This window comes from Candidatus Thermoplasmatota archaeon, assembly GCA_038884455.1.
In the GTDB taxonomy this organism is placed as follows: Archaea; Thermoplasmatota; E2; order DHVEG-1; family DHVEG-1; genus JAWABU01.
Window position 1 is genome coordinate 56,734 of record JAWABU010000002.1, and the last position, 22,620, is coordinate 79,353.

Consider the following 22,620-nt stretch of genomic DNA (forward strand, 5'->3'; position numbering starts at 1 on the left):
CACATCCTAAGGATAGCAAAAGAAATAGGAAAAGGTGTTAAAAAAGTTTTATAAAAAGAGAAAAAGAGAGAAGTTTGAGAGAACCTTTTTGTTTGTTCTCTCAGGTGCTTTGTCTTTACTGGTGTCGTCGGCGTCGTAAGAGTATGAATGCGACTCCGATTGCTCCGATAAGGGTGAGCAGTTCGAAGCCAGGTATTCCTTTCTCTTTGGCGTTGATGGTGACTGGTTCAGCTGAGGTGAATCCGGTTTTCACTGCGGTGATGGTGTATGCAGTCTTCTGTCCGGTAACCGTGAAGGTTGCTTGTCCGTTGACTGTGGTACCCGTTTGGCTGCCGAAGGTGACCGTTGCACCGGTGACAAGGTTGCCAAGATCATCGCTGACAACGACGGTAACCGGTGAAATGTAGGTTCCTTCGCTGTCTTTTTCACCGCTCACCGTGATGAACAGTTTTGGAATGTTGACCACGGTTATGGTGACCTTATCTTCTGCATAACCTTCTTTGGTTGCTGTTATAGTATAGGTCCGATCACTGGTAACTGCTGGTGCGGTAAAGGTTGCTTTACCATCAGACTCAGTGGTTTTGGTTGTTCCTGCGAAGACAACTGCAACACCAGGTATGCCAGCTGCTGTTGAGCTACCATTTCGAGCAGTAACGGTGAATGATCCGAGTTCGTCAACCTCAACAGGTGCTTCAAGATAGATAACCCATGAGGTTACCTTGATTTTCACATCAGACGTCTTGTTTTCAACTTTGATGATGACGTCACCAGTGGTTGGCGGTGTGAAGGCAAAGGTTACCTGACCATCAGCATTGGTTGTTGAGTTCATCTGGCCACTCAGACCAGGTATGATGATGCTGACGAATACTTTAGGTAAGCCGACTCCACGCCCTGTGATGGTTAAGGTGACTTGTGCAGGTTTGTTGTAGGGGATGCTGTAGACTGATGAGGCAACATTTGCGATTTTCACAGGGATCCGCCCGTTTGCTCGAGCGTAGGCGCTTCCTGAGGTTTTCGGTTTGAATTCAAAGGTGATGTTTCTCAGAGGAGCTGTACCAGGTAATGCATTCGCAGTGATGTTGCTAAGGGTTGCAACACCATTCTTGATATCAAGGGTGATTGGATCTCCTTCACCATTGCTATAGTTTACCCAGGTCTTATTGTAGGCACCGATGTCGGTGATGTTGTAGAGTTTTAAGGTACCGTTAACTGGTTCTCCTTGGTAGTTTACGGTGAAGGTTGCGCTGATGTTTTTATCAACACGCCAGATGAATTCTGAGATGTCACAGGTGACATCAACTGCCTGCACCGTGAAGGTTGCATTCCAACCTCTGCTGTTGTAGGTGTCGTTGTAGGCATAGACCGTGTAGACTCCTGGTTTTGTGAAGTACTGGTTGACAACTGATTTGTTGACGGCGCCATCAAGGCTTGTTGCTCCAAGGCTTCCGATGTCTGCAGTGACATCATGACCAGTTGAGTTGTAAATGCGTACTTTTAATCCGGTTGCTGATGGATACCTGGTTGTGTTGCCGCTACTATCAACAACACTAGTGTTGAAGTAGATCTTTGGTATCCGTTCTCCGGCCATAACTGTGTTTGGTGAAACAGTTACTTTGAAGTCGGATCGTGCCTTCATGGTTGCCATAGCATATCCATAGATGTACATTGGAGTACCACCGCGGTAGAGTTTGACATATGCTGTAATATTACGAGGTGCTTTAATTGATCCATATGCTAAGGTTTGGTTTTTCCGCTGGATGGTTGTATTCATGGAAAGAACGTATTCACCAGTTGCCGTTCCTCCTCCCAGTTTTTCTGCGATCGTACCATCGCCGGTTTTGTTGACAAGAGAGCAGTTGTTGTCATACATCCACTTGAGGTATACTTGTGCATTCGGGTAAGCATATCCGGAGGAATCTTTCACAGTGACGGTAAAGGTGACATTCTCACCATAGGTAAACTCTGTTGGAGAGATAGTAACGACAGTACCATTCATTTTGGTTCCACCGATCGTAAGTGTCTCAGTGACAGTGCCTCGATCTTTCCATTTTGCAGTAAACGTTATCTGCCCGCCGTTCAGTTTCATAACAGGTGTCAGATTAACAGTCCAGGTTCCGCTGCTATAGGTAACTGCGTCACCAGGAAGTTTATCTAAGGTCGTCGGGAGATATAAGGCATCTCCAGTGATGGTAATATTCTTTCCATACATGGCTTGCGGATTACTACCGCCACCATACTTGTTATTATCCTGGTCGATGATCTGGAAACTAATCGAAAGTGGTTGCGATGTGTTTTTCGGAACCATCGGGATAACCCCATCATTATTTTTATTGGTGGCCGAATAATCACTATTGACACCATCATCATCGATCCATTTCCAGAGGATTTTTGGAGGTTGTTCAACGGTGAAGGTTACCGTAGTGTTCCATTCGTGTGAGTATTGAGGTGGATTCGTTGCAGAACCATCACCATCAATATCTCTCCAGATGAAGACAGTCCAGGTTCCATTTTGAGCATAGAGACCTCCTCCGCTCTTTTGACCCCAGTGGCTTGAGTTGATGTCAATGAAACCAGCACTTTTTGTTATGGTTAAGTATTGGGTGACATTCCTTTCAACTCCAGTTGCATTCGGTGCAAATACCTTCACAGACATGCTTGAAAGGTTGTTTTTATCATAGTCTTGTACAGAGATGTTCACCGTGCCATCTCTACCCCAGTACATGGTTTGATTCTTTGTAGGTATCGAGGCGGTTGGCTCACCAGGTCGCACCCAGAGCCGTGATGCATATTCAGCACCAGAGTTTTGATATTCGGGTGGGTCCCAGGGACCACAGGTAGTATAGTTGTAATAATCTGCAGTGATCGCAGGAACTCCTCCATAGGTTATATTCCATCCGGTTGTCCCATAGGTTTCTGCTTGTGGGAATGCATCAGTATCAACGTATCCTCGAACCGTATAGTTACCTGATCGATTGAAATACGTGTTGGTACCAGAGATGTGATCCTTAAAGGTGTGTTGGCCGTCGTTATCGATTCTCGGGAAGCTGGTAATACTTGCATTTGTTGTTTTCCGGCGAACATCAAAAATACAGTTTGGAACAAGGGCATCTCCATTTTTTAATTCAAAGGTAACCGTTGCGTTTTTCCGGTAGTAAATCTCTGAAGGACTAACAGTAAGTGTATAGGATTTTGATGCGTTCACCCAGAACCATTTCTTTGCGGATGCATTAAAGTTGCTAAAATTGTTTAAATTAACTAATTTACCTGAAGTATATGTTGACTCATTTACTACAATCCAGAGACCCGAGCAGTTGAGAACAACACCTTCAATGTAGGATGCTCCACCGACGGTTTCAGGTGTTTTAAACCGAGCTCCTGCGCCGTATGGACGCATGGTGAAGTTATAGGTCGTTCCTGACCGGTAGTAGCGGGGGTAGTACAGATAATACCAAGAGTTTGCAACTAATCCTGTGGTATTAATACCGAGGTCTATCGGTTCTGTTGACACGGTTAACTCAGCAGAGTTCGTAACTTGCGTTGGTTTTCCCCAGGCATTAACACCAGGGATTGCACTTGCTTGTTCAATAATTTTTATGTCAAACTTGTTTAAGACTACCAGTGTTGATAGAGCTATTGCACAGACGATCAACATGGTTAGTACCTTTTTTCCATTCATCTTTTATTTCCTCCTTGAATATTTTATATCCCAATTAATTATAGTCCAGCAAAACACGTCTCGGTTCACACCGTGAACCGATATGAAATCACCACACCAACAAGGTTCTGGAGATTCCAATCCGTGTCCTCACCGGACCTCATCCCACGTAAATATTATCCTTATTTATATAGGTTGCGTTTTTCTACATCTTATAAAGCGCTGTTGGTACAACATTTTGATGATATATCTTAAGAAAGATTCTAAAAAGGTATCTCTCACGTCCACCTGCGTATGTTTTTAGTATCAACCACAACCTTAACGAATAAATACACCTATGTTTATTCAACCCCCTAACCACAGAACTCACTACTACGGTAAACTATAAACCCGCCTTAGCTCAGTCTGGCTGGAGCGGCCGGCTGTAGACCCATATATGGCCGTTACCGGCAGGCCCCCGGTTCAAATCCGGGAGGCGGGACTCATTCTTATGTTCATCAAAAAGAAATTTTCAGGTCTGAAAACCGTGATGCTTATAAGCTTATAATATAGATATTAATTATATGTCGTTCTTTTATGAAATCAAAAAAACATATCGCACTCGGCGTACCGCTTTCTGATGCTGAAACCATCCGAGCCTACCTTCTCAACAACAAGCTACTTGACCAAACCTATCGCATTACAAAAAATAAAACAACGGTCTATTTCCCGGTAAAACAGATTGCTAAAAACTTCGGACAATATATCAAAACGTATCGATATTTTGAGCAGAAACAGCAAAAACCAACCTCCTACAAGCAGCTCCTTACACTCCCCACCCCGCTCCAAGAACAACTGCCGACATCCTACGATATTGTCGGAAAAATCATTCTTATTAAAATCCCAGAAGAATTAAAAGAGTTCGAACAGCAGATCGGGGCAGCACTACTTCAAGGTCATAAGCAGGTTGAAACTGTTTTTTCATCTGAGCCGGTTCGTGGTGAGTTTCGCCTTCGAAATCTCCATCGTATCGCAGGGAAACAACAAACAACAACCCTACAGAAAGAGTATGGTTTGTCTTTTTTGGTTGATGTTGAAAAAACCTATTTTTCACCCAGGCTTGCATCAGAACGACGACGGATTGCAGGATTCGTTCAACCCGGTGAAACTGTTGTTGATCTGTTTGCAGGTGTTGCACCGTTTTCATGTATGATTGCAAAATATGCACAGCCAAAAATGGTTTATGCAGTGGATAAAAACAGTGATGCCGTTGAATTAGCACGACGCAATATTGTTCTCAATAAGCTGGTTGATCGTGTTACGGTTATCCATGCAGATGCACACGATATACCCGCAATGTTTCTGAAAACGAACCGGTATGCTGATCGGATCGTTATGAATCTTCCGTTTGAATCACATCGGTTTTTCCCAGTTGCGCTAGCGTTGTTAAAAAAACAGGGCGTCATCCATATGTATACGGTTGCTGATGAAGAAGATCTTCAAACCACGATCAAAGAAGTACACCGGCATGCACAACAGGCACAATTCATCTGTACTGAGATCAACATCCGGAAGATTAAAACCTATGCGGCTCGAGAATTTTATATAGCATTAGACATTACCGCTACGAAGATGCCGACGTAGCTCAGCTGGTGGAGCGGCTGACTTGTAATCAGCAGGTCGAGGGTTCAAATCCCTCCGTCGGCTTCTACATGGTTGTGAGCCTGAAGGTGCAGGATTTCATCAATCGAGAGTTTTTATACAAAAACAAAGAACTTTTGTATATATATTTTCCTGTGCATAGGTAACTACATGTCTACCTACAAACAAGTCTAATAAATACATACTTGCTCTCATTGTCTTTACCAACAACTGAAGGATGGGACCAGATATTACGGTAAATAAGAAAAGATTATTACTTGCCCCGGTACGGATATGTACACATACGATTAAGAAACGATCATCACAGCGGTTTATTGAACTGGATATACTCAGAGGCATCGCAATTCTTCTCATGATTTTTTTCCATATCCTCTGGGATCTTGATTATTTCGGTATTGTACCGTTGAATCATCAAATCTATGCATTTCAAAAAATCGCACCAATCATGTTTTTCCTACTTCTTGGCATGTGTCTTGTTGTAAGTACCAACAACACTCAGAAGGGAAACCCAGATAAACAGAAAAAATATAGAAATCATCTGATTCTTCGAGGATTAAAAATTTTTAGTTTCGGGATGATCCTGACGACAGGAAGCTTTATTTTTATTCCCGATCGGCCAGTTATTTTTGGTGTGCTTCATTGTATCGGTGTTTCAATTATCTTAAGTATTCCTTTTCTGTATCGAAGCACAATTACAAAAATTGTGTCATCGGGAGTGGTCATGATTGCTGGTTACTTTTTCGGACAGTATATCGTACCGTATCCCTCAGCGGTTCATCTGGCGATCGGGTTCCATCAAACCAATGTCTATAGCTATACGGTTGATTATTTCCCGATTTTCCCCTGGTTGGGTGTGTGTCTCCTAGGAATGGCTCTTGCTGATATTTTTTATGCCGATAACACACGGAGAATTCCGTCATTTGCTCTCTCAAAATCGAAACCATGTTTAATGGTTTCATGGCTTGGACGGCATTCGCTGTCAGTTTATATGGTGCATCAGCCGATCATCGCTGGAATTATTCTCCTCTATATCTTCTTATAAAAAAATGGTTACTTCTTACGCTGCCAGATCTTCTTCCGGAGTGACAGAATAATGGTCAATGCTGCTAAAAAGATGAGGAGTTCAAACCCAGGAAATCCTTTTGGTTGTTGTATGGTGATGGGTATAGATGTCGATTGTTGCGCACCTGCATCATCAGTGACTTTTAAGATAACAGTGTAGCTTCCTGCCTGAGAATATTTATGCGTAACGAGAGATCCATATCTTCGTGTTCCATCACCAAAACTCCAGGAGTAATTCGTAATGCTTCCATCTGGATCAGTGCTATTAGACGCAGAAAAAATAAGGTATTCACCAAGCATCAACGAACCTTGTGTTGATATCCGTGGTATTGGCGGTTGATTTTCAACGATTGAGGAAAGTACGGTTACCGTCGTTGTTGCAATATTGCTCTGACCAACATTATCAATAACTGTCAGTGTCACGGTGTAGATGCCTGGATAGAGGTAGGTGTGCTGCGGGTTGATGCTGAGAATCTCACTACTTCCATCACCGAAGTTCCATCGGTAGAAATCAATCTTTCCATCAGGATCCCTGCTTTGCGATCCATTAAAGGTGATCTGCTGATTAATTGCAGCGGTATACGGACCTCCTGGGTTTGCCACTGGTTTTTGATTCGTAGGAGGAATCATTCTTGTTGTGAAAATAAAGATATCTGAACGGTTTTCAAATTTTCCATCACTGACAACGGCATACCACGGATAGCTTGTTTCAAACGGCAGTCGAAAACTACAAGAAGCGTTTTTCCCGCTTTGAACATTATACTGAACGCCGACAAGTTCATCATCGGTAGCATGATAGAAATACACCGTAAGAAGACTACTATCATTATCACGAACACGGACTGATAAGGTGACTGATAAACCAACGTTTTCTGCACCATCCTTAGGAGAAGGATTGGTTGGTTTCATAGGTGGCTTTAAAAAAATACCGAGCGGATATCGATCCTGAACCGAACCTGAGACGTTATAAGGAATGTCTCCGATGCCGTCATGGTTTCGATCGCCATCGGTGTAATCATCCCAGTAGTTTCCCCGTTCTTCATTGTACCATTGGTTTCGTCCGGTGTCTTGAACTTGGACTTTATTTTTATAAAAGCGGTTATACGAAAAGATATTATTTTTTGACATACTTCCAAGAGATACGCCGAAAATTTTTGAGTTGTTGATATAATTATAGGTGATGAAATTGTCAGATCCGCTAATGAGCATCCCAATCTGATTTCCCGTGAATTTGTTTCGTTTGATTTCATGTTCAGATGAGTCAAGGTTGATCCCGTTTCCCTTACAGTTCTTAATCATGTTGTTGATAATTTTCGTTCTTGGGCTGTTTGATAGTTTGATCCCATCGTAGGTGCACAATGAAAACGTATTTTTTGTAATGTTATGCGTACCGGAGAGTGAAAAAACACCATAAACATCTCGATAAAAGGTGTTGTTATAGAAGATATTATTGGTTGACGACATCATCTGTACTCCTGCAGTCGAACACCAGGAAATGTTGTTGTTCGAAAAAACATTGTTGTTTGACGAAACAAGATTTACACCTCTTGTGTTGTTAATCCAGCAGCTGCCGATGGTGTTATCATTTGAGGAGGCAAAGTAGATCGCCCAGACGCTGCTTCGATTGATGATACAGCTTTGGATTGTGGTTGAATCGACTGTGGCATAGACAAGTGATACTGAACATTTATTGTTTGGATCAGTAAGGGTAAGGTTTTCTAAGGTGACAAACGGAGCAGTGATTTCAACTAGATAGCGATATAGCGGTCCATCTCGTTGGAGAATCGTCTGCGTTTTATTCAAACCAATAATAGATATCTGTTTCGTAATTTTCAATGTCTCATTGTAGACCCCTTCAAAAACATAGATCACATCGCCATCTTGTGCAACATCATGAGCATATTGAATTGTTTCATAGGGTTTATTGGCACTGCCATCGCGAATACCGACGACGATAGAATCATCAACATAGATGCTGCGTGCTGCTCGTGTTGTTTTTATACCACTAAGAGAGGTACCGATACAGAAAAGTATGCATAAACAGCAAATTACAATCGTTTTTGTTTGTTGTCCCATCCTCATATACACCCGATACCACAGAACGGTTAAGGGTATTTTATAGTTTTCTTAAATTGTTCCAGATGTTCAGACAGAGATACGTATAAGAGGTTGAAACGATATTCTCTGGTGTATGCATGTCTGTATCGGTGGAACGTTCAATCCGTTGCATGAAGGACATAAACTCTTAATTCGAACCGCGTGTGCTGTTGCTGGACCTGCTGGATCAGTCTATATTGGTATTACTTGTGGGACGCAGTTTTCATCATACAAAAAGATTCCCTCATATCGTGAGCGAAAAAAGATACTACAACAATTCATCCTTGAAGAACAGATTTCAACAACGATCTGTTTCGGCAGATTAACCGATAAATATGGCCCTTCGATTACCGATGATTTTGATGCAATAGTGGTGTCTCCTGAAACAAAACCAACTGCTGTTGAAATTAATCGTATTCGTCAAAGCAGGCAGAAAAAACCACTCCAGATCATTGAAATACCCTTTGTGCTCGCTGAGGATGCAAAGCCAATCAGCTCCACCCGGATTCGAAACAAGGAAATCGATATACACGGGCGCCTCATCTGTAGAGATTAATTTTATATAGCATGAAATGATGCGCTTGAACGGTGATTCTCTGATGACCTATGTGATCTTTGAAGTAAAATCGACTGATGTTGGTAAAATTAACACGATGACTGCTGATGATACCGTAAGTCGGCAGAGCATTCTTACTCGTGATGCATCATCTCTTGATTTGAAAGGAGATGCAACGTATCTGAAAATCGAAGGAAGTGCTGCTGGTATCAAACGAGCAGAGGAACTTGCGAAAAATCTAGGGTTTAAAAAACTCTCTGAGAAAGAAGCACACAGCATCAATGAAAAAATCAAAGAGCAAGAAGATTCTGCTGCAACTGGTATGGGTATGATCTTTGATTAACCCAAACAAATCGTTTTTTAAAGCGTCCAATACTCTTTTAATTCTTTTTTCAATTGTTGGAGAATTGTTGGATCGAGTGCTTTTGTTTCTGATACAGTATCGTGGTAGTGCAGTGGATGGTTGCAAAGTTGACCAAGTTGTGAGAGAACACATTTTCCAAGCCAGTTAAGATTATATCCTCCTTCAAGCGTACAAATAATTTTTGGTTGTATCTTTTGGAATTGCGCGATGAGTTCTCCGAAATAATCCGCGGTCAACCGTAAACCACCCAACGGGTCTGCATGGTGAGAATCAAAACCCGCTGAAATGAGGATGAGATCCGGTTTAAACTGACGTGCAATTGGGAGAAAAACATCATCCATGATGCGGGTTACTGTAGCGGTTCCATTTCCTGGTGAAAGCGGTGCGTTGACGGTATATCCCCGGCCGTTGCCTTCACCGATTTCATCGATATCTCCGGTTCCTGGGTAATGGGGTGACAGATGGAGAGATTGATACATCACATCATCTCGATCATAGAATATATACTGCGTACCGTTGCCATGATGGACATCATGATCAAAAATAAGAACGTGGTTTCCTTCAGTGGCTGCGTAGTGGTGCGCTGCGATAGCCGCATTGTTGAATAAACAGAATCCCATGGATCGATCATATCGAGCATGATGTCCTGGTGGTCGAACGAGGGCAAAACCATTATCAGCACGATCAGCAAGTACGTTGGCACAGAGTTGTACGACACCACCGGCAGCAAGACGAGCGACGTTGTAATCATTTTTACATACATAGGTATCTAAATCAATCCATGTATCGCCACGATCACTACAGTCTTTGACAAGTTGGATCATTTCAGGTGCATGGACCGTATACAACAGTTCTTCAGGAAGCATCTCAGGTTGTATCATCTTGATTGCATGGTACAAGGTGCTCTGTTTGAGTTCCTGAATAATGACATCAAGTCGCCGAGCGTTTTCAGGATGTCCTTGGTTATCGTGGTTGTTGAAGTCTGAAGAGTAGACAACCTGCGTTGTCATAGGCATCACGGGTACAGCATCAACCAAGAACGATATAAATATATTTTTTGAAACTTTAAGTAGCCCAAATGTATACTGAGTGATGGTACGGAGTTCTTTGATATGGCTGACATGTTGCTTGGTGTATCACCTGAGTTCTTGTATTTCCATGGAAAAAAACCACAGAAGATAGCTGAGGTTCATAAACCGTATTTTCTCGCATTTTCTCCAGATCATCAACCTCTTGATAGCGTACGAAAAAATCTGATTCATACCTGGGAGACACAGAAACAAACCCATGAAAAAATGGAAAAAATCGTTGGTTTTGGACCCTGTAAGACGTATCGAAGTTTTTGTGAATATCAAAAAACACGTGATGTCTTTAAAGTTTATACAAAGGCATCGTACATGGTACCAGAGGTGAGTGATTTTCTTTTTTTTGACCAGAATCTATGCACCGCTGAACATGATATTCCGTACCATCAACGGGTGCTTGTGGATCTTGCTGCTGAAAACAAAGCATGGCTTTTTGATACCCAGGGTGTGCCGACCAAGGCTAACATTTTTATTTATGACATTGAGATCGTAAATTACGAAGAAGGAAAAAAAGACCTTCCCATCGACATCATCGGATACGCAGATTTTACCATAACTTTTGCATCAGAAAAAAACCTTGATCGTGAGGAGTTTCATTTTGAACTCATTGATCTGCCGAAAAGTTGGGAAGAAGTTGAAGTTTCTCAACTTTGTGCACATTCAACTGATGACGAGATACAGAACCTGCTGAAACTATGTGATTTGATCACCTCTCATGATATTATCTCTGGGCATAACATCACCGGGTTTGATAATCTTCATCTCATTGGTCGAATAACAAAGCTTGCTCAGACCTATGCTGATTCAGTATCTCGAGAAGAACAACAAATCTTTGATGATTTTTTAACCAAGTGGAGTCGTTTTGATAAATCATTTCATTTCGGTGTTGGATCAGAAGTTGCACATCTGTACCCATGTAGCTTTGATACGTATCTTGCGGCACGGAAATTTTATCCATATCTTGATGATTACAGTTTGAAAACCATTGCTCCTTTTCTCAATGTCGTGATTCCAAATCGAATACACCTCGCCCCAGATCATATCAAAATTGATACAAAAACTCTATTGTATAACAAACAAGATATCCAAGAACAAATCGGGGTTACACTGCATTTACTGCAACAGGGGTTACCCCTTGCATTTACCACCTGCATGCCCTTTGATCTGCTGCTTCCTGCAGGTGCTGTCACCATGTGGGATCATATGGCATTGATCCGAGGGCATCTTGAAAAAAAAATCATGCCACCGCTGTGCCGTGTTGCTTCAATCGCAGAAACGCTGCTCCGTGATTTTTCCGATTGTTCAACAAAACAAGAGATCGTTACCAAGGCGAAACGGAAAAAAGAGCAGTTGTCAAAAGATTTTATTCGAGTGCTTAAATATGGTGATGAGATGCCGGACTGGGTTCTCTATCCCTATGTAATCTACAACGAAGCAGCAACCGATGAGGAAGACGTGCTTGGGTACCATATGCCCGGCGGTATGACCATCAAACCAGATAAAGATGTTAATTCACATTTTATTCCATGGTACCATGTTGTAGTTGCTGATGTTGGTGCAATGTATCCCACGATTCTTAAGGCGATGAATGTGGGTGCTGATTCAGTTCGTCTCGCAAAAAAACATGAAACTGCTGATGAATGGATCTGGTTGAAGAAACTTCCTGAGAAATTTTTTGAAACGCAAGATGTTCTCTGGCGGAGGGTTGCATCAACGGAGCGTTTCGCTGATCAAGGGTATATGCTTGGGGTGAAGATTGACCGTAAACCAGGTGTGGTAAATCGGAGCATGTCTGGCGTTATGAGTATGATCGGAAAGATCAAAAAAGAACTCCAGGAGGAAAAAAAACATGGAAGTACTTCATCTGAGGTTCAACGGTTAAAGATGATGTATCAAAGTATGAAGGGGGCTCGAAATGCGGGTACCCATGGTATTCTTTCAGCGCCGACGGTGACCGGACGGCAGTTTAACCTCTGGGGTGCTGCTGCGATTACGACGAAAGGTCAGATGATTCTTGCCGATATCTTAGAGTATTTAAACCAGAGAAATATTCGAGTCATCTATGGAGATACCGATGGGATTTATCTGGGATGTGCACGATCTGCTGGATGTATCCCAGCTTTTGCAAAGGCGTTGAAAGTAGACGTTGATGCTGATGATTCAAAGTGGCTAACAAAACCAGAGGTTGCCCTTGCTGCAATTGAAGCGTGTGATGCGAAATGGCAGCAACTGCTTCGGTATCCTGATTTTGATCTTGAGCCTGAAATCCATGATGCAATGTTGTTTGTAAAGCATAAAAATTATCTCATATTTGATATGATTAAAGATAAAATTGAGATGGTGACGAAAGGGAATAATTTTAAGGGTTCTGATAAGGCTGATATCGCACGGAAGGTACTTGAAGATATCATGATCAAAGTGTTACAGGATGTTCCTGAGTGGGATGACGAGGAAAAAACTCGAGAGAAGGTGAAAAACAGTATCCGTCTTCGAACTGCAGAGGTGGTGTCAACGCTTGATTTATCAAAAGTTGATCTTGAAGATTTAACCTTGATTCAATCAGTTCAACCGGCGAAGCGGTATAAGACAAATCAGGATGGCTCAGCATCTGTTTTTGGGCAACGTTCTGCAGCGTTAGAAAAACTCCTTGGCCGACAGATACGAACTCGGGTAAAGATGAAATTCGTCGTTACTAAAAAGCCATTGCCAGGTATCGAGAAACCGTCGAAGAGCGGAGTGAAACCTATCGATTATATGTATCCTGTTGAGCTAATTAAGGATCGAAAAGAAATCGATCTTGACTGGTATAAGAAGATGGTTGAAAACTATGTGCAGGGGGCATTTGGGTTAACGACGATTCAGAGTACGGAGCAAACAGGATTGGATGCATGGATGTGAAGAAACCGAAAGATTAAAGAACGAGATATGCTAATAGTACTGTAATGAACGTAATAAGTAGGGGGCATCTATAACTTGTCGAAAATGAGTTTTGAGAAAATCACAGTAATCGTGGTTTGCCTATGTTTTTTTGGAACAATTGTTTCAGCAGTACAAAGTATGAATGCTGAAATAAGGATTGCTCAAAAAGCAACTGACAACCAGATTGATTGTACCAAATGTGGTACGAATTTTTTTGAGGAGCCCGGATATCCACCACGGTACGTTATGAATGAACTCATCCTTGCACCTGACGAAGAACAATCACCAAAACCGACAGTTCTCCGAAGTCTTCCCGCTGCATTCAGCTGGCTTAACTATAATGGGGCAGACTGGACAACACCTGCTCGAAACCAAGGGAGCTGTGGAAGCTGCTGGGCGTTTGGCGCTATGAGCTGTCTTGAAAGCAGGATCAACATTGCGTGGAATACACCAACACTTGATATTGACACGTCTGAGCAGTACATTCTCTCTTGTTTACCCTCGTCAGGAAGTTGTAATGGTGGTAACTCCTACGCTGCGTTTAAATGCATCAAAAGTGAAACTGCGTTTGGGAACTACCGCAATGGCATCATCCCAGAATCATGTCTCCCGTATGCTGCAGAAGACACAGTTCCCTGTGAGGATAAATGCAGCGACTGGGAGCAAAAACTCATTCCAATCACCGCATGCGGTTTTTGGAATCCACGATACCCTGATGATATCAACGCGATTAAATCACAAATCATCAACGAAGGACCGGTGGTTACCTACTTTTATGTAACAAATCATTTTGCCAGCTGGGGAAACTCCCATCACAGCCCAAATGACTACTATCCGTACGTTCAACATGACAGCGCAAATCATGCAGTCTGTATTGTTGGCTACAAAGATGATCCTACCATACCTCATGGTGGGTATTGGATTGTGAAGAACAGCTGGGGGACCGGCTGGGGCTACAATGGTTTTTTCAATATCGAATACGGGAGTCTGAATATCGACAACGTGCAGATCACGTGGGCAACCTACGAGGCAGGACCTCAACCTGGCTTTGAGTTTACCCCAAAGAACCCAAAAATACATCAACCTATCCAGTTTCAGGATACCTCAACCGTACTCATTGGAGAGATTACCAGCTGGCTGTGGAATTTTGGAGATGGGCAGACTTCTTCTGAGCAAAACCCCACTCATCACTATTCCGAGGCTGGTGTCTACAACGTTTCCTTAACTGTTACCGATACAATGCTTCATGAAAAAACCATAACGAAAACGGTGTTCGTCGGCGATGATCAACCGCCTGTCACAAGCCTCATAGCAACAGGAAAAAAAGGCGCCCATGAATGGTTTATTGGATCAGTTACCATCCGCTTGACCGCGGTTGATACGTTCTCAGGTGTTGACTATATCATGTACAAACTTGATACCCAAGAGTATCAGCGGTATACAAAAAATATTATACTTTCAAGTAAAACTACTGAAGGCAGGCATACGGTTTCGTTTTATGCAGTTGATCGCTGTGGCAACCAAGAAGCAGAACAAACTGTTGACATCAACATTGACGCTTCTGATCCTGCCCTTCAGATTACAAAACCCGTTGAAAACTCACTGTATCTCTTCAATATGAAAATACCGAGTCAGTTGTATAAAACCGTGGTGGTTGGACCATTGATATCAACTGTTACAGCACGTGATGCAATCTCAGGTGTAGAGCGGGTTGAGTTCTACCTCAACAATGATTTGATTGGTGTTGATACTACTGAACCGTATCAATGTCTGGTCAATAACCGATGTGTTGGCTCACTATGTATTCTGAAAGCGGTGGTCTATGACAATGCCGGTAAAACCACGTTTGATTCATTACCTGTCAGTTTCTCCAGTTTCGGGCTGATAAAAAAATAAAATGTGCACCTGGTTCGATCTACTTTTTTTATTTAGGTACTACTTGTCAAGAATCCTGGTAGGAGTTGTACCATAAAGGTTTTTAAAGCAAATTAGCACAAGTAGATAGTGATAGATATGTTGATTGTTGGTCAAGTCTCCAGTAAGGAAGAAGCAAATGAGATAACGTTTATTGCAAAATTGTTTGTCGTTGGTCAACGTGCCCGGTTGCTTGCCCAACAAAAATAATGGTTACCTTGTTGTTCTTGGTTTACCGTGGTTAATAGAAAGGTTTACAGATGGTAAACCAGATGGAAGGTACGGGATGAGTTCTTCAAATGAGGAAATGACAAGGTCTGCATGCTGTGCAACCTCGTCTGGTGCATTGATTGCAACACCAAGTCCTGCCTTCTTGATCATGCCAACATCGTTTGGACCATCGCCAACTGCAATTGTTTCTTTCATTGAAATCTGGTGGTACCGACAGAGATTTTTCAGAATATGATACTTGCAGACTGAATATATTTTTCCCTGATACTTTTTCAACCCAGAATTATGGATACGTAATTCACCTGTTGCAACACGGTTCATATCAAAGAGGAGATTGTTGCCAAAAGCATAGTGAAAGTTCAATCTTTTTTTTAGATCATCTGCAAGAAACTGATAGCTTGCTGTTGCAATCGCAGTAATTATCGGCTGCTGTGAAAGGAGAGCGGCTAACTCGGAAACATACGGGTTGTAGGGGATTTGTCTGAAGATTGCCAAGAGTTCTTCTTGAGTATACCCTGCAAAGAAACGTCCAATCTCGATAATCTTAGTATATGATTTCTGAGTGCTTGCAAGGATTTTTGAGAGCTCATCTGAGAACCCAAGTCGTTCAGCGTAGACATGAATGGTTTTATCTCGAAGAAGCGTGCCATCCATATCAAAAAGGATTAATTTGTACTGCTGTTTTTTCTGAAATGTCATTCGTTTTTCCTCAGGTTATTTGAGAATATCTGATACACATTTTTCTGTGAGTGCATCAATAGGTTCGGTAGCATCAAGAATGGAGAAACGATTTCCCCTACAAATTTTTTGATAATTTTTCTGAACTTTTTTGAGAAAATCATACTGCTCAAACGGGATTCGTTCAGGTCGAGTTTGGATTCGCCTGAGTGCAAGCTCTGGATCGATATCTAAATAGTAGGTTCGCGCTGGGGTAAGAATTCGGTTTTTCGACAGTTCCTTGAGCCAGACGATTGGTTTTTTCAGATGAGGCTCTAGTTGCACTCCTTGATATGCATAGGTTGATTCTGCATAGCGGTCGCAGAGTACAATTTTTTGTTCATCAAGCCATCGTTGAATATCTCTGCAGTGGTTGATTCGATCAGCGATAAATGCAAAAGCGGTAACAAACGGATCAGCATGTGTCGTGATGCAGTGTTTAACAAAAACACCGAGATCAGAAGTGGTTGGCTCAACCGTAAGAACTACAGGATACCCTTGTTCTGAGAGTTTTCTGTAAACATGCTGTGCAATCGTTGATTTTCCAGAACCATCGATACCTTCAAAGGTTACAAAGCGTTTCATGATTTCTGTTTCCCTTGTTTCCATCGGTACTGGTAATAACTGAGTGGGTGTTTTATCTTTTTGCAAAGCTCATCCATTTTTTGCGTTGGGCAGATGCCGAAGGTGCGCATTTTCTCACATCCTGGTGATTTATACGCAGTTGTTGAAGATTCACCCGTGATATGGTCCACTTGATATCTGGTTTTCTCCTCTTCAAAATCTGGCGCAGTGCTGAATAACTTAAGGATCTCTTCTGATCTAAGGTTCAAAGAACTGAGAAATGCAACAAGTGCAAAACGACCCATATGCGGTACATTTTCCCCGGATTGCATTGCTGCTAACAGATCTTTCATGCAGGGCGGAAGATGTTCACCTGATAGTTTTCCAACAGGAATCATCTCAGCTTTTTTATGATGGAGTAGTGCAATATTTTTGAACCGTTCAATATCTGCAGCAAAAACTTCTTGAACAAGCGGCTCACATCGTCGTCCATCAAGTTCTTGGTTGAGTCGCCTCCACAAGGTCTCCCGTATCAGTCGTGCACATTCTCTAGGAGTTAGCAACACATAGCCTTTTACAACATCTCGATTCACCATCTTCCATTCTTTATAGTGAGTCGGAGCAAAGCGAAGATAATCTTTGAAATAGAGTTTGACTTTATCAGTATCTTCGTCAAGTGCAACGGTGAGACGGAGTTCTGAAGCTATGTGAAGCAGAGACTGCAGCGGCTCATTGAGAAGATGCTGATAAACTGCGTATGCTTCTCCAAGAGCATATCTCCGTTTGATGTAGGTATCACCAACACAGACAGCAATCATCCGAGCGATCGGGTACGACAGTATTTCCATGAAATAATCAGAATCTGAAACCATAGTTGGTTGTGTAATGGTTCGTTTTTGAAGAGTACTTTCAAGTCGTTCTAATCCAAGAGTTCGGGCCCGTTCGTAGATAATGTCGGTAAGTAGCTCATTGATTGATGGACCGTTCTCTTTGATATATTTTTTTGTTTCCTCAAGAAATGGGTATTTTGCAAGCGTCGCAAGATCAGTCATGGGAAATAGATGAAATCTCTGGTGATTAATGAAGTTTACCACGATGATTATATCTAAATTTTAAGTAGTAGAAACACATTATGGCAATCGTTTTTATCAGGGCTCGTAGCTTAGACTGGCGGAGCGACTGGCTCATAACCAGTTGGTCGCAGGTTCAAATCCTGCCGGGCCCATACCCTTTTAACAGGAGAAAATCACAGGCAGAGTTGCTGTTTTTAGCCAAACTCTGGTTTCACCTTATGCTGTCCTCTCACACCATTATTACTCTGATGTGATCTGAGGGCGCTGTGGATCCAACTTTTGGGGTACTGATTGTAGTACATTTCTGCATAGTGAATGTAGTTCTCAGTCACTTTGATGTCAGTATGACCGAGCCAGTTCTTCACGGTGTACGGCTCGAAATGTCCAGTTTGGATCTTGGTCTCGATCAGTCGAGAGACAGCACACCAGTGCCTCATGTCATAGGGGCGAAAATGATCACAGAGTTTTCTTCCGCAATGTCCAAGTTTGTAGCCGAGTTTTCCTACGGTTACTGGTTTTCCGCTGGGCCACAAGTATAGCGCGTTTCCTGAATATTGGTTTTCGACTTTTGGTCGCCATTTGTCAATCCAATTCTTGAGGCTTTTGTGGGATTGCGAACTCAAGATGTGTTTTTCAGGTAGGATTGTTCGTTTCTGTCGATGTTTCTTGGTTTCCGTTATGGTGATACTTCCTCGTCCCTGTGAGTCAATGATCACATCGTCAACAGTCATCTCGCAGATCTCACTCGGCACTCTCCATCCAATCATAAAGCTGTGATAGAACAAGTATTGGTAGAGAGCATTCTCATAGGAATCTTCCGAGTGTTTGCTAGAGAAGAATTTTTTCACTGTATCTGGGAACGGCAGAAGTCGTTGTCCGTTCTCTGGTGCATAGGGTGGTTTGTATGGCCAGATTGGTATTCCGAATGCTTCAAGGAACATTCGCATGGTCTTCCATTCGTGTTTGAGCGCATGCGGTGATGCTTGTTCGATTTCCTCTCGATAATCCATGTGTCTACGGAAGTTCTCATAGTTAGGATTTTTGAAATCCACTGGCATCAGATGATGTTCCATAAAGCGTGCGTATCTAAGTCGTTTTTCGATGGTTGAAAGCGACAATCGTTTTTGGAAATACGACCATACTGCAACATCTAAGAAAGATGAATCCTCAGGTTTTAGGGTGATTGGGCAATTAAATCTATGAAGTTTTTTAATTACATATTCAAGTTCACCCATATCCTTTCCATACTGTTTGTTTTGGTCGATAGGTTGGCCTAATAGTTCGAATATTTCTATCCATTTTTCACAACTACCTCCCACCAATTCATCAAATGAATTGGTATAAACCGAAATGGTTTTGCTGTTAAAAAAATCGATCGTCTGCTGGGTTTGATTTCCATTGGGAAAAGATTTATAGCATCTGTTTTCTTCATGTTCTCGGGGGTTTGATAGCACCAATATCAGACCTCCAGGCCCCTTGAGTACTAACCCTACTCTTGGGGTCATTAGGATTATATTTTAGGTCTATTTTCTACAGGAGTAACTCTACGAGACTGTAAGGAGTGTTTCTCCTTATATACTCCTGGGTGGGTTCACTGAAAGTATTCCTATAAAATAAGGTAATAAACGATGAATATTACGTCTTCTGTCGAAAACCTATCCAAGAGATGACGAAAAAGAAAGGATTCTTCGCTTAATATGGGATTTTCCAGTTTAGACGATCTTCTTATTGACCATAATTTTGAATCCATTTGCCTTTGCTTCTTTCTTCAAAGGAGCAAAAAAATGTTCTTGACTCTCACTTATCGCGGATAGCTCAAAATCTCTCCCTGTTGTCAATTTCAGCACTGGAACAGGCCTGTATTCCTCATTGTTTATTGTAACATTCTTCAGATTAGTGAACAGGATCATTTTTAGAAGCCCATCTTTTATATCTTCTAACGATGGGAGTTTCTCTCCTTTCGTATGTTTCCCCTCTATTAGATGTATATCTTTTTCATGCAGTTCAAATTCATCGACGGTGAAAAAGTAGTACCCACCAAGGTAATTTTTTATCGTCAACGTAGCCTTGTTTCCTGTTAATTTTTCTTTTGGTTGTTTAGTGATACTTTCTCGTTTCTGAGCTTTCTCCGCCAAATTTCTTGATAAATTCATGAACGATTCTTTACCCTTGAGCAACTCTTTGATTCTTTTTTCAGCAGAACTACGAGAATGCATTTTCACCCCTAATTTTTGAGATATCGTTTCGTATGACTCCAACGCTTTTCTGCCGATTTTTCCCACATGTTCGATTTGCGCGAGATTCCAATGTAACGCATCAGATTGATACGACAACAATTTTTTCATTTCTTTTTTCACATATCTGATGTCGAATCGTTGTTTCGTGATTTTATTTTTGTATCGTGAGCTCTGCACAGCATCACTGTAATACGATATGATGACGTAGACCCCAAGAAGACTCATCAATGATATCGTATCCCATTGTAAAAAATCTCGATCTCCATCAAACCCTTCATCCTTCACGATGGGGATGATTGTAACTCTCCGCCCAGAGAATTTGAGAGAGTCATACACACGTGCATACGGGTACGATCGTGTTCTCTTTGCTGATACCCACCAGCTCACTGCAATCTGATTTTTCTTGTTAACCGAAAGAATGAACGTGGTATCATTTTCCAGCGCGATGCCCAGTTTATCGAAAGAATAGGTGTTTAATTCTTTGCACAATAATGGTGTGTAATCGATTCCTTTGATACTCGCGAAAATATCCATGCATTAAACCTCTACTGCGTTCGTCATCGGCTGTTTTTTCATCCATGGTTTTTCCCGGACAATCACTTCAAAAGTATCAGTATTTCCATCTAATCGTTTTTGTCCATCGAAACCTGTTTTTTTCTTCACAATCGGAATCAATTCTTCCTTGATTTCTATCCCGATGCTGTTTCGACCAAGATCCCGGGCAACCTTCATCGTCGTTCCAGAACCAACAAATGGATCAAGCACAGTTTCACCAACATAAGAAAATAAGGTTATTGCTCGGTATGGCAATTCTTCAGGGAATGCGGCAATATCTTTTTCAAGAGGGGAGCCTGGAAGCACATTATTCATCTCCCATAGCGTCATAAACCATTTCTTATCTTGGAATTTCTTCGTATCAATTTTAGATTGTTCCCTTACTTCTTGTGGTATTGACTTGTAGTCGAACTTGCCTTTTTGGAAAATGATGATGCTCTCAAGAAGATTATCCGGATAAAAATACATAGGATATGGATTTTGCAACATAACACCACTTCGTCTGCTAATTCTCAGATACCCATCTGGTTTTTTCCATGTAATTCTGTCTCTGTAGTTGAATCCTGCATCTAAAAAAATACGTGTAGCATCTGCAATAATCGGAAATTTTTCTCCGTTCACTAACATATCATCGATATTAAGAACAACAATTCTGCCATCGTCCACAACCCGATAAAGCTCTTTAGAAACTCGACGGAGAACACCAAGATACTGTTGATAATTTTTGAATAGCCCTTCGTAATCGAATGGAGCATTAAAATAAGGAGGCGATGTCACCACTAAATGTACGCTTTTGTCTGGAATCTCTGGCATGTCCATACAGTTACCGATAATGAGTTTGTGGTGTGTCATAATAAACCTCCGTAAAACCACATATATCTTATCCTTTTAAGAGTTTTGTATTCGCTTTTCATAAGAAGCAAATAAGATATTTATAAAAAAGAAAAGAAAAAAAGAAAGAGATAGATTCAATTGCCGATAAAAATAAAAACAGAGTTGGATTTTTTCACAAAACTCTCCTAAAATTCTCTCCTGTTGTTCTCCTGGAGTCCTGCCGGGCCCACTACTCACAACAGGAGAGGCTTTGCCAAGGCTAGCCGAATTTGAACTGGCTTTATATTCACCGGGTCATCTATGTTTTGGGTCTGTCAAATGGAACACACCAGTTAGTTAAAAGTTTGTCATTGTTAATAGCAAACTTTTTAAAAAAACCTGCCATTACAAATCATATGAACGTTGAAGAACTCAAAAGAATAATTATCACCCAAAAAGAAGAAATTGATGAGACGTTTACACGAGAAAAAATCATTGACCGAATGACGCCCACTGATCATCTTCTTCAGCTTCTTTCTCATCCGAATATCCTCGCGATCCTAGGAGCACGACGGGCAGGCAAATCCATATTTTCAACACTCCTCCTAAAAGGAAAAAAATATGGTTACCTCAATTTTGATGACGAACGACTTGTTGATTTCAAGCCTGAGAAACTTGATCTCGTTCTTCAAGGGTTTTATGAGCTCTACGGTTCAGATATAGACTATGTTATCCTTGACGAAATCCAAAACGTAGAGAGCTGGGAACTCTTCGCGAATCGGCTGAGACGAACAAAAAAGGTGATATTAACAGGGAGTAACTCAAAACTTTTATCTGGAGAGCTTGCTACCCATCTCACCGGAAGGTACAGTGATTTCACTCTGTATCCTTTTTCATTTCAAGAATTTTTGGCTCTGAAGGGAAAAACTCCGCCGAGAGAAGCGCTGTATTCAACGAAAAAAATATCTGAACTTAAGAACCTCGTCAGAGACTATATCTCTCTTGGCGGTTTCCCAGAGGTTCACAAGTTTGGGAAATCAATACTCCTGAAAACCTATGAAGATATCATCCAAAGGGATATTCTGCTCCGATATAGAATAAAAAACAAAACAACGTTCAAAGAGTTGAGTAAATATT

Annotated in this window: 16 protein-coding genes and 3 tRNA genes; 10 read left to right on the forward strand and 9 right to left on the reverse strand. The window is 41.6% G+C overall.

Going from position 1 to position 22,620, the window contains the following annotated elements:
• Window positions 1-115: 115 nt before the first annotated feature.
• The gene (locus tag QXL17_00800; GenBank protein ID MEM4257677.1) at window positions 116-3,676 is read right to left on the reverse strand and encodes a hypothetical protein; all 3,561 of its coding nucleotides are present in this window, start codon (window positions 3,674-3,676) and stop codon (window positions 116-118) included.
• Between the two features lie 368 nt (window positions 3,677-4,044).
• Between QXL17_00800 and QXL17_00805 the strand changes: the two genes are divergently transcribed.
• The 4 genes from QXL17_00805 (at window position 4,045) to QXL17_00820 (ending at window position 6,338) form a co-directional block, all read left to right on the forward strand.
• Window positions 4,045-4,136 (forward strand) — tRNA-Tyr (locus tag QXL17_00805).
• A gap of 95 nt (window positions 4,137-4,231) precedes the next feature.
• Window positions 4,232-5,278, forward strand: a complete 1,047-nt coding sequence (locus QXL17_00810; GenBank protein ID MEM4257678.1) for a class I SAM-dependent methyltransferase family protein — start codon at window positions 4,232-4,234, stop codon at window positions 5,276-5,278.
• Window positions 5,269-5,341, forward strand: a tRNA-Thr gene (locus tag QXL17_00815). Before QXL17_00810 ends, QXL17_00815 begins: the two co-directional genes overlap by 10 nt.
• A gap of 172 nt (window positions 5,342-5,513) precedes the next feature.
• A complete protein-coding gene (locus QXL17_00820) occupies window positions 5,514-6,338 on the forward strand; it encodes a heparan-alpha-glucosaminide N-acetyltransferase (GenBank protein ID MEM4257679.1) in 825 nt (274 codons plus the stop codon).
• Between the two features lie 8 nt (window positions 6,339-6,346).
• Here QXL17_00820 and QXL17_00825 read toward each other — a convergent pair whose 3' ends face one another.
• Window positions 6,347-8,434 carry a PKD domain-containing protein gene (locus tag QXL17_00825; GenBank protein MEM4257680.1) on the reverse strand — a complete coding sequence of 696 codons (2,088 nt, stop codon included), beginning with the start codon at window positions 8,432-8,434 and terminating at the stop codon, window positions 6,347-6,349.
• A gap of 115 nt (window positions 8,435-8,549) precedes the next feature.
• On the opposite strand from QXL17_00825, the gene QXL17_00830 reads away from it, so the two are divergent.
• Both QXL17_00830 and QXL17_00835 read left to right on the forward strand, forming a co-directional pair.
• Window positions 8,550-9,011 (forward strand): pantetheine-phosphate adenylyltransferase, encoded by a 462-nt coding sequence (locus tag QXL17_00830; GenBank protein MEM4257681.1) that lies wholly within the window; start codon window positions 8,550-8,552, stop codon window positions 9,009-9,011.
• A gap of 43 nt (window positions 9,012-9,054) precedes the next feature.
• Window positions 9,055-9,354, forward strand: a complete 300-nt coding sequence (locus QXL17_00835; GenBank protein MEM4257682.1) for a hypothetical protein — start codon at window positions 9,055-9,057, stop codon at window positions 9,352-9,354.
• 17 nt (window positions 9,355-9,371) lie between these two features.
• Here the strand turns inward: QXL17_00835 and QXL17_00840 are convergent, their stop codons facing one another.
• Window positions 9,372-10,385: a histone deacetylase gene (locus QXL17_00840; protein ID MEM4257683.1), complete on the reverse strand. Its 1,014-nt coding sequence runs from the start codon at window positions 10,383-10,385 to the stop codon at window positions 9,372-9,374.
• Between the two features lie 102 nt (window positions 10,386-10,487).
• Here QXL17_00840 and QXL17_00845 point away from each other — a divergent pair, with 102 nt between their 5' ends.
• Together QXL17_00845 and QXL17_00850 are read left to right on the forward strand one after the other, a co-directional pair.
• Entirely contained in the window at window positions 10,488-13,358 is a 2,871-nt protein-coding gene (locus tag QXL17_00845) for a DNA polymerase domain-containing protein (GenBank protein MEM4257684.1), read from the forward strand.
• An 84-nt stretch (window positions 13,359-13,442) separates the two neighbouring features.
• Window positions 13,443-15,275 (forward strand): C1 family peptidase, encoded by a 1,833-nt coding sequence (locus tag QXL17_00850; protein ID MEM4257685.1) that lies wholly within the window; start codon window positions 13,443-13,445, stop codon window positions 15,273-15,275.
• Window positions 15,276-15,506: 231 nt separating this feature from the next.
• On the opposite strand, the gene QXL17_00855 is transcribed toward QXL17_00850, so the two are convergent.
• Genes QXL17_00855 through QXL17_00865 form a run of 3 tightly spaced genes read right to left on the reverse strand, consistent with a single transcriptional unit; the run spans window position 15,507 to window position 17,857 of the window.
• A complete protein-coding gene (locus QXL17_00855) occupies window positions 15,507-16,223 on the reverse strand; it encodes an HAD family phosphatase (protein MEM4257686.1) in 717 nt (238 codons plus the stop codon).
• 15 nt (window positions 16,224-16,238) lie between these two features.
• A complete protein-coding gene (gene tmk, locus QXL17_00860) occupies window positions 16,239-16,826 on the reverse strand; it encodes a dTMP kinase (GenBank protein ID MEM4257687.1) in 588 nt (195 codons plus the stop codon).
• A complete protein-coding gene (locus QXL17_00865) occupies window positions 16,823-17,857 on the reverse strand; it encodes a DNA primase large subunit PriL (protein ID MEM4257688.1) in 1,035 nt (344 codons plus the stop codon). The genes tmk and QXL17_00865 overlap by 4 nt, the downstream gene beginning before the upstream one ends.
• 99 nt (window positions 17,858-17,956) lie before the next feature.
• Here QXL17_00865 and QXL17_00870 point away from each other — a divergent pair.
• A tRNA-Ile gene (locus QXL17_00870) sits at window positions 17,957-18,030 on the forward strand.
• A gap of 42 nt (window positions 18,031-18,072) precedes the next feature.
• On the opposite strand, the gene QXL17_00875 is transcribed toward QXL17_00870, so the two are convergent.
• The 3 genes from QXL17_00875 to QXL17_00885 all read right to left on the reverse strand — a co-directional run bounded on the left by QXL17_00875 (window position 18,073) and on the right by QXL17_00885 (window position 21,522).
• A complete protein-coding gene (locus tag QXL17_00875) occupies window positions 18,073-19,332 on the reverse strand; it encodes a site-specific integrase (GenBank protein ID MEM4257689.1) in 1,260 nt (419 codons plus the stop codon).
• 258 nt (window positions 19,333-19,590) lie between these two features.
• Window positions 19,591-20,649, reverse strand: coding sequence for a hypothetical protein (locus tag QXL17_00880; protein ID MEM4257690.1), 1,059 nt, complete (start codon window positions 20,647-20,649; stop codon window positions 19,591-19,593).
• A gap of 3 nt (window positions 20,650-20,652) precedes the next feature.
• Complete coding sequence (locus QXL17_00885; protein MEM4257691.1) at window positions 20,653-21,522, reverse strand: site-specific DNA-methyltransferase; 870 nt, start codon at window positions 21,520-21,522, stop codon at window positions 20,653-20,655.
• A gap of 377 nt (window positions 21,523-21,899) precedes the next feature.
• On the opposite strand from QXL17_00885, the gene QXL17_00890 reads away from it, so the two are divergent.
• A partial coding sequence (locus tag QXL17_00890) for an ATP-binding protein (GenBank protein MEM4257692.1) occupies window positions 21,900-22,620 on the forward strand: 721 nt, incomplete at its 3' end.

What these genes read in the sequence shown, in the direction of transcription:
- QXL17_00800 (MEM4257677.1), bottom strand. Translation starts at nt 3,676, where the DNA reads ATGAATGGAAAAAAGGTACTAACCATGTTGATCGTCTGTGCAATAGCT.
- QXL17_00810 (MEM4257678.1), top strand. Translation starts at nt 4,232, where the DNA reads ATGAAATCAAAAAAACATATCGCACTCGGCGTACCGCTTTCTGATGCT.
- QXL17_00820 (MEM4257679.1), top strand. Translation starts at nt 5,514, where the DNA reads ATGGGACCAGATATTACGGTAAATAAGAAAAGATTATTACTTGCCCCG.
- QXL17_00825 (MEM4257680.1), bottom strand. Translation starts at nt 8,434, where the DNA reads ATGGGACAACAAACAAAAACGATTGTAATTTGCTGTTTATGCATACTT.
- QXL17_00830 (MEM4257681.1), top strand. Translation starts at nt 8,550, where the DNA reads ATGCATGTCTGTATCGGTGGAACGTTCAATCCGTTGCATGAAGGACAT.
- QXL17_00835 (MEM4257682.1), top strand. Translation starts at nt 9,055, where the DNA reads ATGACCTATGTGATCTTTGAAGTAAAATCGACTGATGTTGGTAAAATT.
- QXL17_00840 (MEM4257683.1), bottom strand. Translation starts at nt 10,385, where the DNA reads ATGACAACGCAGGTTGTCTACTCTTCAGACTTCAACAACCACGATAAC.
- QXL17_00845 (MEM4257684.1), top strand. Translation starts at nt 10,488, where the DNA reads ATGGCTGACATGTTGCTTGGTGTATCACCTGAGTTCTTGTATTTCCAT.
- QXL17_00850 (MEM4257685.1), top strand. Translation starts at nt 13,443, where the DNA reads ATGAGTTTTGAGAAAATCACAGTAATCGTGGTTTGCCTATGTTTTTTT.
- QXL17_00855 (MEM4257686.1), bottom strand. Translation starts at nt 16,223, where the DNA reads ATGACATTTCAGAAAAAACAGCAGTACAAATTAATCCTTTTTGATATG.
- tmk (MEM4257687.1), bottom strand. Translation starts at nt 16,826, where the DNA reads ATGAAACGCTTTGTAACCTTTGAAGGTATCGATGGTTCTGGAAAATCA.
- QXL17_00865 (MEM4257688.1), bottom strand. Translation starts at nt 17,857, where the DNA reads ATGACTGATCTTGCGACGCTTGCAAAATACCCATTTCTTGAGGAAACA.
- QXL17_00880 (MEM4257690.1), bottom strand. Translation starts at nt 20,649, where the DNA reads ATGGATATTTTCGCGAGTATCAAAGGAATCGATTACACACCATTATTG.
- QXL17_00885 (MEM4257691.1), bottom strand. Translation starts at nt 21,522, where the DNA reads ATGACACACCACAAACTCATTATCGGTAACTGTATGGACATGCCAGAG.